Genomic DNA, 12269 nt, shown 5'->3' on the forward strand with positions numbered 1-12269 from the left:
ACTTTTGCGGAAACAAATTCTTTGTTCCGCTACCGAGCCGCGCTAACTATGTGATCGTTTACCCATGCGTAAGACGGCCCGCGCCTTCGTTCTGGTTCTTCTCGCCCTGCTCACCTCGGCCGTTCTCGGCATCTCGTCGGCCTTCGTCGCGGCATTCGCCCTTGGCGCCACCACGGCACTCATCGTGCCGGGCACGGGCACGCCGAACGCGAACAACGTGACGAACTACATGGAGAACGCCCGAAGCCGATACCTGGCCCCGTTCACCACCTGCACCGACGCCTCGTGCACCCTGGACGGCATCAATTACCCGGCGTCGTTCTACCCGCTGGGCTTCATCGGCAACTGGTGTCCAGGGTTCAAGTGCGACACGTGGAACAAGTCGGTCGGTACGGGCGTGGCGAACCTCGACACTGCACTGAGGAACCTGCTCGACAACACGACCGACAACGTCGTCATCTTCGGCTACTCGCAGGGCGGCGCGGTGGTCTCCGATGAGTTGGGCAATCTCGGTGACCTCACGCCGGAGCAGCGCGCCCGCATCCAAGCGGTGACGATCGGGAACGCCTTCAATCCCGACGGCGGAATCTTCACCCGGCTGGGCTTCTTGCCGACGATCCCGTTCCTGAACATCACGTTCGGTCCGAAAATGCCGACCAATACCGGGATTCCGATCACCAGCATCGGGTTCCAGTACGACCCCGTCATGTACGCCCCGACATTCTGGGGCAACCCGTTCACGATGCTGAACGCGTTGGCCGCGTTCGACAGCGTGCACGGCTACTACCTGACGCCCAACGGGAACGGGCCGACCGATCCGATCGCGTATGGCTACACGGATGCGCAGCTGCAGGCCATTTTGGCCACGCCGTGCCCTGGCCCGAACTGTCGCGTCGACGCGAACGGCAACAAGTACTACATGCTTCCGGCGAAGAGCCTGCCGATCGTGAACGCGGTCATGGCAGCAGTTCCCGCCGCGCTGCAGCCGGTGGCCAAGCCGGTCGCGGATCTGGTCACGCCGGTGCTGAAGGTGCTGATCGATCTGGGTTACGACTTCAGCGGCGATCCGGGCAAGGAGCGGTGGCTTTCGCCGTTGCCGTTCAACCCAATTCAGAATTGGCCCGCGGTGGGCGTGAACCTGGTCGCCGCCACGGTGCAGGGCGTCCAGGCGTTCGTCAAGGACCTCGGCGGGCTGGTTCCGAACCTCACCCCGGCGGTGCAGGCGCCCGTCACACCCGCACCGGTGTCGACGCTGGCGGCAGCGAAGACCACCGAAACGACCGAGCCGACCGACAAGACGACCGACAAGAAGCAACTGACCACGAAGCTGACAGCGGTCAAGGACAAGGACACCGGCACGGCGGCACAGCAGTCGGCCGACGACCCTGAGAAGACGACGGCTTCGAGCGAGGAAAAGCCCGCGACGAAGCCGGAGTCGACGACGGACGAGAAGAAGGCCGACGAGGGCAAGGCCGACGAGGGCAAGGCGGACGAGAAGAACACCGACGACAAGAAGACTGACGAGAAGAAGACCGACAAGAAGAAGACCGACAAGAAGAAGACCGACAAGAAGAAGGCCGAGAAGTCTGAGAAGACAGCGGCCGACAAGTCGGACGAGGGCAAGGCGGCGGCCTGACCGACGCCGTCCCGGCAAACTTTTTGGACAGTTTCGGCCACTTAGCTGACTGCCGCGTGTGATGGTTGACGCATGCGTAAATCGGTGCGGGCAATTCTCCTCGTGGTGCTGGCTCTGCTCAGCACGGTCGTCCTCGGTGTGGCCGCGGCGTTCACGTCGGCCCTCTCGCTCGCCGCCTCGACAGCGACGGTGCTGATCATGGGCGGCACCGGGACTCCGGACCCCGATGCGGAGCCCGGCTACGTCCCGAATGTGCTGAATTACTACGTCCTGACCAACACTCCGTGCACGGACCCGACCGTGGACTGCGTGCCTCTCGCGGTCGTCACCCCCGAGACGGCGTGGCCGCTGTACGGCGGGTTGTCGGCCCTGACCTGGAAGGATTCGATCAACCAGGGCGTCGAGGACCTCGACGCGGAGGTGCAGCCGCGGCTCGCGACGTTGAGCGCCGACAACCGCCTGGTGATCTTCGGCTACTCGCAGAGCGGCGCCATCGTCTCCATCGAGAAGCAGCGCCTCGCCGAGCAGCTGACACCCGAGGAGCAGGAATTCGTCAAGTGGGACATCATCGGGAACGTGTCGCGGCCTAACGGCGGCCTCAACGGCCGACTCCCCTTGACGCTGCCGATCGTCGAATTCCCTTACGGCCCAGTGACACCCACCAACACCTCGATGCAGACCGACGACATCGCGTTGGAGTGGGACATCATCGCCGACGCACCGCTGGTCGTGACCAACCCGCTCGCAATGTTCAACGCCTTGATCGGCGGTCCGGGTCTGGGGATCAACCACGGCACCTATCCGAACCCTGAAGGCAATCCGCCGTCGGGCTTGGTCGGCGGCTGGACGCAGGAGCAGTGGCAGGCGATCATGGACAACCCTGAGGGCTACGCCGCGACGAACCCGGACATCGTCAACGTGCAGCAGTACAACGACACCAGGTACATCACCGTCGCCCCGCGGGTGCTGCCGATGTTGGTGCCCCTGCACATGATCGGCCTCGGTTTCGTTGCCGATCTGTTCGAACCCGCACTGCGGGACATCATCGAGCAAACCGGTTACGACCGCTCCATCCCGTATGGCCAGCCGACCACGTTCCGGCTGATCCCGATCTTCAACCCGATCAAGCTGGCCATCGATCTCGTCCAAGACATCCCGAAGGGAATCCAGCAGGCGCTCAACGGCGGACCGCCTCCGCTGAACCCGCCGGAGACGCTCACCACGTCGACGCTGGCGAGGACGCAGGAAACGACGGAGCCGGCTGTTGAGCCGGGGAACAAGCGTTCGGCGCCCAAGCTGACGTCAGTCAAGGACACGACTCCCGCCGTCGAGCAGACCACCGCGGTGACGGAGGCGAAGCCTGAGGCCGTGACCGACGAGAAGCAAGCCGACGAGAAGAAGACCGACGAGAACACCGTCGACAAGAAGGTCGACACCAAGAAGACCGACCACAAGAAGGCCGGCGACAAGAAGAAGGTCGAGCCCAAGAAGGCCGACGCGACCAAGGTCGACACGCCCAAGGTCGATAACGAGAAGAAGGCCGACGCCGATAACAATGAGACGGAAAAGGCCGACGCTGCGGCCTGACCGAATAAGCGAATCCCCCGTCACATCAGGCAGTGGCGGGGGATTTCCTTTGCGTGCTCAGGCTGCGGCGCCCGGCTTCAGGTACGTGACCAGATGGACGTCGATGTACTCGTCGGCGAACTTCTGCGCGCAGCCGCGCAGGTACTGCATGTAGTTCGCGTAGACCGTCTCGGACTGCAGTTCGATGGCCCGCGCTTTGTTGGCCTCGAGTGCATCCGCCCACAGCGTCAACGTGCGCACGTAGTGCGACCGCAGCGACATCACCTCGTCGACGCTGAACCCGGCCGCCTCGCCGTGGGTCCGCATCATCTGCGTCGACGGCAGGCGCGCGCCGGGGAAGATGTCCGTCACCATGAACTTGATGAACTTGAGCACGTCGATCGACAGCGGGATGCCGCGCGCCCGGAACTCGTCGGGGTGGTAGCTGATGTTGCTCTGGATGGTCATCCGGCCGTCGTCGGGCAGGATCGAAAAGCACTTCTTGAAGAACTCGTCGTAGCGTTCGAATCCGAAATGCTCGAACGCCTCGATCGACAGAATGCGGTCGACCGGCTCGTCGAACTCCTCCCAGCCGCGCAGCAATATGCGCCTGCTGCGGTCGGTGTCCATTTCGTCGAGCAGTTTGACGCTGGCCGCGTGCTGATTGCGGCTCAACGTCAGGCCGACGACGTTGACGTCGTGCCGTTCGATTGCGCGTTTCAGCGTTGAGCCCCAGCCACATCCGATGTCGAGCACGGTCATGCCGGGCTCCAACTGCAGCCGGTCCAGGTGCAGGTCGACCTTCGCGTACTGGGCCGCCTCCAGGCTCAGATCCTCGGGCTCGAAATAGGCGCAGGAGTAAATTCTGCTGGGATCCTGAAACAGCCCGAAGAAATCATCGGAAAGGTCGTAGTGGGCGCCGATGTTGTCGAAGTTCCTGCGCATCTTTTCTGAGATGACTGCCGAATCCGACACCGCCCGCTACCTCCCGTGACCTTGATTTCAAGGTATATAACCGCAAATCCCCCGAGCGCGCCACACGCCGGGGGATTTGCTAACGAGTCCGAAACTAGGCTGGGTTGTATTGCCCGACTCCTCGTCGTCAGGCTGCCGCGCCCGGCTTCAGATACGTCACCAGGCTGACATCGATGCTGTCGTCGATGAAGTAGAACTGGCAACCCTTCAGGTAGCGCATGTACCGGTGGTAGTTCTCCTCATCGGTCGCCGCGATCGCCGCTTCCTTGTTGCGCTCGAGGCGGTCCGCCCAGATGCCGAGGGTCTTGATGTAGTGGTTGCGCAGGGAGATCGGCTCCGGCACGACAAAGCCGGCCTTCTCGCCGTGCTCGACCATCATCTGGGTCGTCGGGATACGGCCACCCGGGAAGATCTCGGTGATCATGAACTTGATGAACCGGGCCAGCTCGAACGTCAGCTTCTTGCCACGCTCGGCGAGGTCGTACGGGTGGTAGCCGACGCTGCTCTGGATCGTCATCCGGCCGTCGTCGGGCAGGATGTCGAAGCAGGTCTTGAAGAAGTCGTCGTAGCGCTCGAAGCCGAAGTGCTCGAAGGCCTCGATCGACACGATCCTGTCGACCGGGTTGTGGAACTGCTCCCAACCCTCCAACCGCACGTCGAACGTCCGGTTCGTGTCGATCTTGGACAGCAGCTGGTCGCAGTACGCCTTCTGGTTCTTGCTCAGCGTCAGGCCGATGACGTTGACGTCGTACTTCTCCATCGCCCGCTGCAACGTCAGGCCCCAGCCGCAGCCGACCTCCAGCAGCGTCATGCCCGGCTTCAGATCGAGCTTGTCGAGGTGCTGATCGACGTTGGCGATCTGGGCCTCCGACAGCGTGACATTGGGCCCGGTGAAGTACGCGCAGCTGTACTTGCGGGTCGGGTCCTGGAACACGCCGAAGAAGTCGTCGGACAAGTCGTAGTGCGCCTGAATGTCCTCGAAATGCGGCGTCATGTCCTTGGTGCCGGATGAGTTGTCAGACATATTTCCCCTGCTTGGCCTTCCGTCGTGACCATTGGTGCTGCGGCAAGCAGCCGTTCACGTATCAGTATTGCTGCGACCGTACCCCTGGCACGGTCCATCGACGTGCGAACACGCGTCTCAAGCCTGACACCCTAACGTTTCGCAGGGTCAGGACTGAAATCCGGCTACTTCTGCAGGGTGAATTGGTTGACGTCGATGTAGCCGACCCGGAAACCCTTGGCGCAACCGGTCAAGTAGTGCAGATAGCGTTCGTAGACCTCTTCGGACTGCACGGCGATCGCCTCGTCCTTGTGCGCCTGCAGCGCCTCGGCCCAGCAATCCAGGGTCCTGGCGTAGTGCAGTTGCAACGACTGGCGCCGGGTCAACTCGAAGCCGGCCTTCGCCGAATGCTCCTCGACCTTCTCGATCGACGGGATCCTGCCGCCGGGGAAGATCTCGGTCAGGATGAACTTGACGAACCGGGCGACGTCGAAGGTGAGCGGAATACCGCGCTCGGCCATCTGGGGGAATGTCAGCCCCGTGATCGTGTGCAGCAGCATCACGCCGTCGCGGGGCAGCAGGGCGTACGCCAGCTTGAAGAAGTCGTCATAGCGGTCGAATCCGAAGTGCTCGAAGGCGCCGATCGACACGATTCGATCCACGGGTTCGTCGAACTGCTCCCAGCCCTGCAGGAGCACCCGCTTACTGCGCGGACTGTCAGACGCCGCGAAAACTGTTTGCACATGCGCCATTTGGTTTTCGCTCAGTGTTAACCCGATGACGTTGACGTCGTAGCGCTCGATAGCGCGCATCATCGTCGAACCCCAGCCGCATCCGACGTCGAGCAGCGTCATGCCAGGCTGCAGACCGAGCTTGCCCAACGCGAGGTCGATCTTCGCGAGCTGGGCCTCTTCCAGCGTCATGTCGTCGCGTTCGAAGTACGCGCAGCTGTACGTCTGGCTGGGGTCCAGCCACAGCCGGAAGAAGTCGTCGGACAGGTCGTAATGAGCCTGGACGTCCGCGAAGTGCGGCGTCAATTCGGCTTTGTCAGCCATGCGTAATGCCTTCCTGGCAGTTTCAGAACCCAACGGTCGCCGGTGACGGCATTCAAGCCCTGAAGCACTCGACGTCAAAGAGCGTACGCGCCCCAGGATCGTCCGGCTTACTGCGGAGGTGTGCCAACCGTTACCAGGCTTCGGCGAACGTGGTCTTCAGCTCGCCGACGATGTCGTCCCACAATTCGCGGGGAAGGTCGTGGCCCATGCCGTCGAACAGCACCAACCGGGCGCCTTTGATAGCGCGGGCGACGGCGCGACCGCCGAACGGCCGCATCAGCTTGTCGGCCTTGCCGTGGATGACGACGGTCGGGGCGCTGATCTGGCGGTCGTAGCCGAGCAGGCTGCCGCTGCCGAGGATCGCCGCGAAATGCCTGCCGACGCCTGCCGGGTAGTAGGACCGTTCGTAACCCTCGATCGCCTCGGCGCGGATGCGGTCCTCCGGCGCCGGATAGCCGGGGCTGCCGGTGATGCGCGTGACCCGGATCGTGTTCTCGACGATCGCCTCGCGCGTGGCCTCCTTGGGTTTCTGCAGGATGGCCAGCAACTGCCGGGTTCCCGGCGGTGGCAGCAGCGGCTGGTTGTTGCTCGAGAAGATGACCGCGAGTGTCTTGGTGCGCGCGCTGTGCGCCGCCGCGAACACCTGCGCGATCATGCCGCCCATCGAGGCGCCGACGATGTGCGCGCTGTCGATCTCCAGGTGGTCCAGCAGCGCCGCGGCGTCGTCGGCGAAATCCTCGAGCGTGTAGGGCGCCGGGCTCTTCAAGCCCAGGAAGGAGCGGGCCATCCGTTTCGGTAACGCCATGCCGGTCGGTTGATGACTGACCTTCGACGACAGGCCGACGTCGCGGTTGTCGTAGCGGATGACCCGCAGCCCCTGGTCGACGAGCTTCTCGCAGAAGTCAGTGCGCCACAACAACAATTGCGCGCCAAGGCCCATGATCAACAGGACGGCGGGGTCGTTCGGGTCACCCATGTCCTCGTAGTAGATGTCCAGGTCGCCCGATTTGGTAGTGCCGGAACGGATTTGCACTTAGGCCTCGACTTCTTCGGTATGTTCGCGGCTGACCTCGACCATGAAGTTGGCGAAGTATCCGGTCAACTGCGGGTCGGACATCATCTGCCACTTCGGCGCCAGCAGCTTCATATAGCGCTCGACGTAGAGGAACTGCTTGCCGATCAGCACCAGCTCGCGGGGCAGCTTCACGTCGTACGCGTCAGCCAAAGCCGAGAGCTGGCGCCCGATTTCGGCATAGCTCAGGTCGCCGAGCGACTTCATTGTCAGCGGGGTGGCGAACTTCTCCAAGTCCTTGGCGGCCTCCGCCTCCGGCTTCATGGTGCCCACCGCGCCCATCAGCACGACGATCTTGCCCGCCGCGGCGTGGTCCTTCTTGACCAGCAGCGCGTACACCAATTCCCTCAGCAGCCAACGGGTCCGCGGGTCGATGCGGCCCATGATGCCGAAGTCGAAGAACACGATCTTGCCGTCGGGGTCGACGTACAGGTTGCCCGCGTGCAGGTCACCGTGGAACAGTCCGTGCCGCAGTCCGCCCTCGAAGACGCTGAACAGCAACGCCTTGACCAGTTCAGTGCCGTCGAAGCCGGCCTTGCGGATGGCGGCCGCGTCGTCGATGCGGATGCCCTGGACGCGCTCCATCGTCAGCACCCGCTCGCTCGTCAGATCCCAATAGACCTGCGGTACCCGGATGTTCTTGCCCAGCGGCGACGCGTGCATGTGCGACACCCAGGCGTCCATGGACTGCGCCTCGAGCCGGAAGTCCAGCTCCTCGGCCAGGTTGTCGGAGAAGTCGGCGACGACGTCCTGCGCGGACAGCCTGCGACCCAGCTTGGCCAGCTCGACGATCTGCGCGCCGCGCTTGAGGATCTGCAGGTCCGCGGCGACCCGGCGGCGGATGCCCGGCCGCTGGATCTTGACCACCACCTCTTCACCGCTGTGCAGCGTCGCGTAGTGCACCTGCGCGATGGAGGCCGACGCGAACGGCTTGTCCTCGAAGGTCTTGAACAGCTCGCTCGGCTCTTTTCCGAGTTCCTCGCGGAACAGCTTGTGGACTTCGTCGGCGTCGGCGGGCGGGACGGCGTCGAGCAGGCTGCGGAACTCGCGGCTCATCTGTTCGCCGAACGCGCCCGGGCTGGACGCGATGATCTGGCCGAACTTGACGTAGGTGGGACCGAGGTCGGCGAATGCCTGCGGAATCTCCTTGATGATCTTCTGCTGCAACGAGCCCTTACCGGCGAGCTTGGTGACGACTCGCGCGCCGGTGCGGGTTATCTGCCAACCCGTCGCGCCGATCCGGGCGGCCTCGACCGGCAACGGCACCCGGTCCAGCTTGGCCACCTCGCGGTGTTTAGTCGTACTCATGGTTGCAGTGTCTCAAACGGCGGGTTGACGAGTCTAAATCGTGTGCAGCGGCTCACAGTCCCCCCTTCCGCCGAAACGGCATTCCGGTACGCCTCTTCTCGCACTTTCCGTCCCGGAATGCCGTTTCGGCGGAAATGCGCAAAACCTCGAGAACGCTGGTTACCCCGGGCAGTGAGCACAACCGCGACGTGGCGGCAGCTGATCCATAGCTTCGGACGAAAACTACGTCTGAGGAGCAAATATGGCCACGCTGATCCCGGGTATGCGGCGGGTCGCGGCCGCGAGTTTCGTCGGGTCCGCCATCGAGTACTACGACTTCTACATCTACGGCACCGCCGCCGCGCTGGTGTTTCCCAAGGTGTTCTTCCCGCATCTGGGCACCGCCATGGCCACGGTCGCCTCCATGGCGACCTTCGCCGCGGCGTTTGCGTCCCGGCCGCTGGGCGCGGCGTTCTTCGGGCACTTCGGTGACCGCCTCGGCCGCAAGTCCACGCTGATCGCCACGTTGCTGACCATGGGTCTGTCGACGCTGACCGTGGGCCTGGTGCCCGGCACCGCGACCATCGGCATGGCCGCACCGCTGATCCTGCTGACCCTGCGCCTGGTGCAGGGTTTCGCGGTCGGTGGCGAATGGGCCGGCGCCGCGCTGTTGTCGGCGGAGTACGCCCCGGCCCACGCCCGCGGCCGCTACGGGATGTTCACCCAGATGGGCGTCGGCAGCGGCCTGGTGATGAGCAGCCTGCTGTTCCTGGCGGTGAACAAGACGATCGGGGAGTCGAGTTCCGCCTTCCTCGAATGGGGCTGGCGCATCCCGTTCTTGTTCAGCGCGGTGCTGATCGCGATCGCGTTGTACGTCCGGTTGAACGTCGCGGAGACGCCGGTGTTCGCCGCACAGGAGCCGCAGCGGGGCACGCCGTTGACGGCGCTGCTGACCGAACAGCGCCGCGAGGTGGTGCTGGCCGCTGGAAGCATGATCGGGTTCTTCGCGCTCGGCTATATGGCCAACGCCTACCTGATGAGCTACGCCCATACCCAAGTTGGCTTTTCGCCGGACCTGATCCTCGCGGTCGGCCTGCTCGGCGGTGTCGTCGTGGTGGTGTTCAACGCGCTGAGCGCCGTGCTGAGCGACACCTTCGGCCGCCGACGGGTCATCGTCGCCGCGCTGGTCGTCGGCGTTCCGTGGGCGTTTCTGGTGCTGCCACTGATCGACACGGGTAATCCCGCGTTGTTCGCGCTGGCGATGGCTGGCACGTACGCGGTCGCCGCCAGTTCCTACGGCCCGATGGCGGCGTTCATCCCGGAGATCTTCGGCACGCGGTATCGCTACAGCGGTGCCGGCCTGTCGCTCAACCTCGCCGGGTTGGTCGGCGGCGCGGTGCCGACCGTTGCCGCCGCGCCCCTTCAGGCGGCGTGGGGTGTGCCCGCCGTTGGCGCCATGATGGCCGCTGTCGTGGTGGTCAGCCTGGTGTGCGCGGCCTCCCTGCCGGAGACGAAAGGTGTTCCGCTGCAACAGGTGCAAGCACAATGCGCAAAACGTGGAGATCGCCTACAGCGCGGGTTGTGAGCACAACCGCGACACCGACACCCCCGGTCCGTAGTTTCGTTGATGTGACACCGTCACAATCCAAACACCAACTCACACAGGAGAATTCAAATGAACACCACCACCACCAAGTCCCGCTTCTTCACCCGGTTCGTCGTCGGCCCGATCGCCGCCGCAGGCATCCTGGGCGGTGCCGCAATGGGATTGGCCGCCGCCGCCAATGCCGACACCGGCCCATCGGATCACCCCAGCGGTGGCTACTCGACGGAGTACCGGCCCAGTCACGACTCGCGCGATTTCTACCGCGAGTTCCGCCCCTTCTTCTGGGATTTCTGGGGCTGGCACCACCACCGCGATCACGATTTCGGGTGGCGTCACGGCAGCTGATGCGGGCACACACACTGAACCCCTTCTCGACGTATCGAGAAGGGGTTCAGTGTGTTTGGCGTATCAGGCGAAGGTCAGCTCGACCTCGTCGCGGCTGCGCACAGGGTCGCTGCCGGGCACATGCGTCGGCACGGTGTGCGGGACGGTGGTGCCCGCCTTGACCCGCGCCTTGGCTTCCGCGAACTCCGGTGTCGGGCCGGACACCGCGCTCAGCCCGTTGATCACCGACCACACCGCCGCCCGGCGTGCGGTGCGCTCGACGACATTGGGGTCGCGATGCTGGATGAGTTGCTTGGCCCACCTTGGCATGGTGTCGCGGATCGCCCAGTCGATGACGCTGTGCGGCAACGGCACATTCGGGCCGGTGGCCATCGCGGTGCCATGAGTGACGGCCAGCCGGGGCAGGTAGGACTTCAGGCAGTCCAGCGTCTCGGCCTTGGTGGCGGGCAGGTCGGTACCACCGAGTGCGTGGCCGACCCGGACGAACTCGCCGTAGTACCGGTCGAGTTTCTTGCCGCGCAACGGGTTCGGGTGATACAGCTCGTGTGCGGTGGCCAGCCCCCACACCACCGTCGCATAGTTCCAGCGCAGCCACTCCGGATCGTCGGCGTCGTAGCGGGCGCCGTCGGGCCTGGTGCCCTTGATGGTGTGGTGCATGGCGCGCACGGTCTGCGCCAGCCGTTCGGCGGTCTCCGTCGACCCGTACGCCGTGCCGATGAAGAACGCCACCGAATGGCCGAGGCGCACCGCGGCACCCTTGGGATCGATCTCCGGTATCGCGGTGCCGTCGTCGTCGCGCTTCACCAGTCGCGAGTGGTGCATGCCCATCCAGTAGATCGACGGGTCGAGCCGCTCCAGGTAGGCCGCGCACTGCAACCCGAAGATCAGCGCATGCATGTGGGAATGCACGTGCCAGACGGCGCTGCCGGGACCGAACCATCCGGGGTCGCCAACCGGCGCGGCGAACTCCATGCCCCGGAAGAAGTTCTTGCGGACGGTCTGGTCGAACCGGTCGTTCAGCAGTTGCCCGACGAATTGGTGCGGAAGGAACACGTCAACCCTTTCTGGTCACAGCTGTAGCCAGAATACATTTTGGATACAGCTGTGACCAGATCTAGGCTGGAGGGATGTCGAGCCCGACCCGGTGGGCAGGCGTGCCGATCAAGGACCGCCGCGCCGAACGGCGTGTGTTGCTGGTCGACGCGGCGTACCGGTTGTTCGGCGACGGGGGCGAGGCCGCGGTCTCGGTGCGCTCGGTGTGCCGCGAGTCCGGGCTCAATAGCCGTTACTTCTACGAAAGTTTCTCCGGCACAGACGATTTGCTTGGTGCGGTATACGACGACGTGAGCGCTCAACTCGCGGTGGAGGTCGAGGCGGCCATCGGTCAAGCGGGTGACTCGCTGCGGGCCCGCACCCGCGCGGGCATCGCAGCGGTCCTCGGGTTCTCGTCGGCCGACCCTCGACGGGGCCGGGTGCTGTTCACCGACGCCAGGGCAAACCCGGTGCTGGCTGCGCGGCGGGCGGCGACGCAGGACTCGCTGCGTGAGAGCGTGCTGACGGAGGGTTTCCGGTTGCATCCGGGTTCGGATCCGGTGGCCGCGGAGGTCACCGCGGCGATGTACACCGGCGCGATGGCCGAACTGGCTCAGCAGTGGCTTGCCGGGCAGTTGGGCGACGACCTCGATCGCGTCGTCGCCCATGCCCTCGACTTCGTCCTGCGGTAG

Annotated in this window: 11 protein-coding genes; 5 read left to right on the plus strand and 6 right to left on the minus strand. The window is 64.4% G+C overall.

Going from position 1 to position 12269, the window contains the following annotated elements:
• Window positions 1–64: 64 nt before the first annotated feature.
• Together C1A30_RS10380 and C1A30_RS10385 are read left to right on the plus strand one after the other, a co-directional pair.
• Window positions 65–1636, plus strand: a complete 1572-nt coding sequence (locus C1A30_RS10380) for a PE-PPE domain-containing protein (protein ID WP_101948207.1) — start codon at window positions 65–67, stop codon at window positions 1634–1636.
• 72 nt (window positions 1637–1708) lie between these two features.
• On the plus strand, window positions 1709–3223 hold the full coding sequence (locus C1A30_RS10385; RefSeq protein WP_101948209.1) for a PE-PPE domain-containing protein: 1515 nt from the start codon (window positions 1709–1711) through the stop codon (window positions 3221–3223).
• Between the two features lie 57 nt (window positions 3224–3280).
• Here C1A30_RS10385 and C1A30_RS10390 read toward each other — a convergent pair whose 3' ends face one another.
• The 5 genes from C1A30_RS10390 to C1A30_RS10410 all read right to left on the minus strand — a co-directional run bounded on the left by C1A30_RS10390 (window position 3281) and on the right by C1A30_RS10410 (window position 8615).
• Window positions 3281–4177 (minus strand): cyclopropane mycolic acid synthase family methyltransferase, encoded by an 897-nt coding sequence (locus C1A30_RS10390; RefSeq protein ID WP_369974113.1) that lies wholly within the window; start codon window positions 4175–4177, stop codon window positions 3281–3283.
• 127 nt (window positions 4178–4304) lie between these two features.
• The gene (locus tag C1A30_RS10395) at window positions 4305–5201 is read right to left on the minus strand and encodes a cyclopropane mycolic acid synthase family methyltransferase (RefSeq protein ID WP_101948212.1); all 897 of its coding nucleotides are present in this window, start codon (window positions 5199–5201) and stop codon (window positions 4305–4307) included.
• Between the two features lie 164 nt (window positions 5202–5365).
• Window positions 5366–6235 carry a cyclopropane mycolic acid synthase family methyltransferase gene (locus tag C1A30_RS10400; RefSeq protein WP_101948214.1) on the minus strand — a complete coding sequence of 290 codons (870 nt, stop codon included), beginning with the start codon at window positions 6233–6235 and terminating at the stop codon, window positions 5366–5368.
• A gap of 130 nt (window positions 6236–6365) precedes the next feature.
• Window positions 6366–7268 (minus strand): alpha/beta fold hydrolase, encoded by a 903-nt coding sequence (locus C1A30_RS10405; protein ID WP_101948216.1) that lies wholly within the window; start codon window positions 7266–7268, stop codon window positions 6366–6368.
• Entirely contained in the window at window positions 7269–8615 is a 1347-nt protein-coding gene (locus C1A30_RS10410; protein WP_101948218.1) for an AarF/ABC1/UbiB kinase family protein, read from the minus strand.
• A 262-nt stretch (window positions 8616–8877) separates the two neighbouring features.
• Here C1A30_RS10410 and C1A30_RS10415 point away from each other — a divergent pair, with 262 nt between their 5' ends.
• Both C1A30_RS10415 and C1A30_RS10420 read left to right on the plus strand, forming a co-directional pair.
• The gene (locus tag C1A30_RS10415) at window positions 8878–10179 is read left to right on the plus strand and encodes an MFS transporter (protein ID WP_101950111.1); all 1302 of its coding nucleotides are present in this window, start codon (window positions 8878–8880) and stop codon (window positions 10177–10179) included.
• A gap of 90 nt (window positions 10180–10269) precedes the next feature.
• Complete coding sequence (locus C1A30_RS10420; RefSeq protein WP_101948220.1) at window positions 10270–10545, plus strand: hypothetical protein; 276 nt, start codon at window positions 10270–10272, stop codon at window positions 10543–10545.
• Window positions 10546–10608: 63 nt separating this feature from the next.
• Here the strand turns inward: C1A30_RS10420 and C1A30_RS10425 are convergent, their stop codons facing one another.
• Window positions 10609–11598 carry an oxygenase MpaB family protein gene (locus C1A30_RS10425; RefSeq protein WP_101948222.1) on the minus strand — a complete coding sequence of 330 codons (990 nt, stop codon included), beginning with the start codon at window positions 11596–11598 and terminating at the stop codon, window positions 10609–10611.
• A gap of 74 nt (window positions 11599–11672) precedes the next feature.
• Here C1A30_RS10425 and C1A30_RS10430 point away from each other — a divergent pair, with 74 nt between their 5' ends.
• Complete coding sequence (locus C1A30_RS10430) at window positions 11673–12269, plus strand: TetR/AcrR family transcriptional regulator (protein WP_101948224.1); 597 nt, start codon at window positions 11673–11675, stop codon at window positions 12267–12269.

The sequence above is a fragment of the Mycobacterium sp. 3519A genome, from assembly GCF_900240945.1.
Taxonomy (GTDB): Bacteria; Actinomycetota; Actinomycetes; order Mycobacteriales; family Mycobacteriaceae; genus Mycobacterium.

Bases quoted from the DNA above. Each gene is read 5' to 3' on its own strand.
- C1A30_RS10415 (WP_101950111.1), top strand. From the start codon at position 8,878: ATGCGGCGGGTCGCGGCCGCGAGTTTCGTCGGGTCCGCCATCGAGTAC.
- C1A30_RS10400 (WP_101948214.1), bottom strand. From the start codon at position 6,235: ATGGCTGACAAAGCCGAATTGACGCCGCACTTCGCGGACGTCCAGGCT.
- C1A30_RS10410 (WP_101948218.1), bottom strand. From the start codon at position 8,615: ATGAGTACGACTAAACACCGCGAGGTGGCCAAGCTGGACCGGGTGCCG.
- C1A30_RS10430 (WP_101948224.1), top strand. From the start codon at position 11,673: ATGTCGAGCCCGACCCGGTGGGCAGGCGTGCCGATCAAGGACCGCCGC.
- C1A30_RS10420 (WP_101948220.1), top strand. From the start codon at position 10,270: ATGAACACCACCACCACCAAGTCCCGCTTCTTCACCCGGTTCGTCGTC.
- C1A30_RS10395 (WP_101948212.1), bottom strand. From the start codon at position 5,201: ATGTCTGACAACTCATCCGGCACCAAGGACATGACGCCGCATTTCGAG.
- C1A30_RS10385 (WP_101948209.1), top strand. From the start codon at position 1,709: ATGCGTAAATCGGTGCGGGCAATTCTCCTCGTGGTGCTGGCTCTGCTC.
- C1A30_RS10380 (WP_101948207.1), top strand. From the start codon at position 65: ATGCGTAAGACGGCCCGCGCCTTCGTTCTGGTTCTTCTCGCCCTGCTC.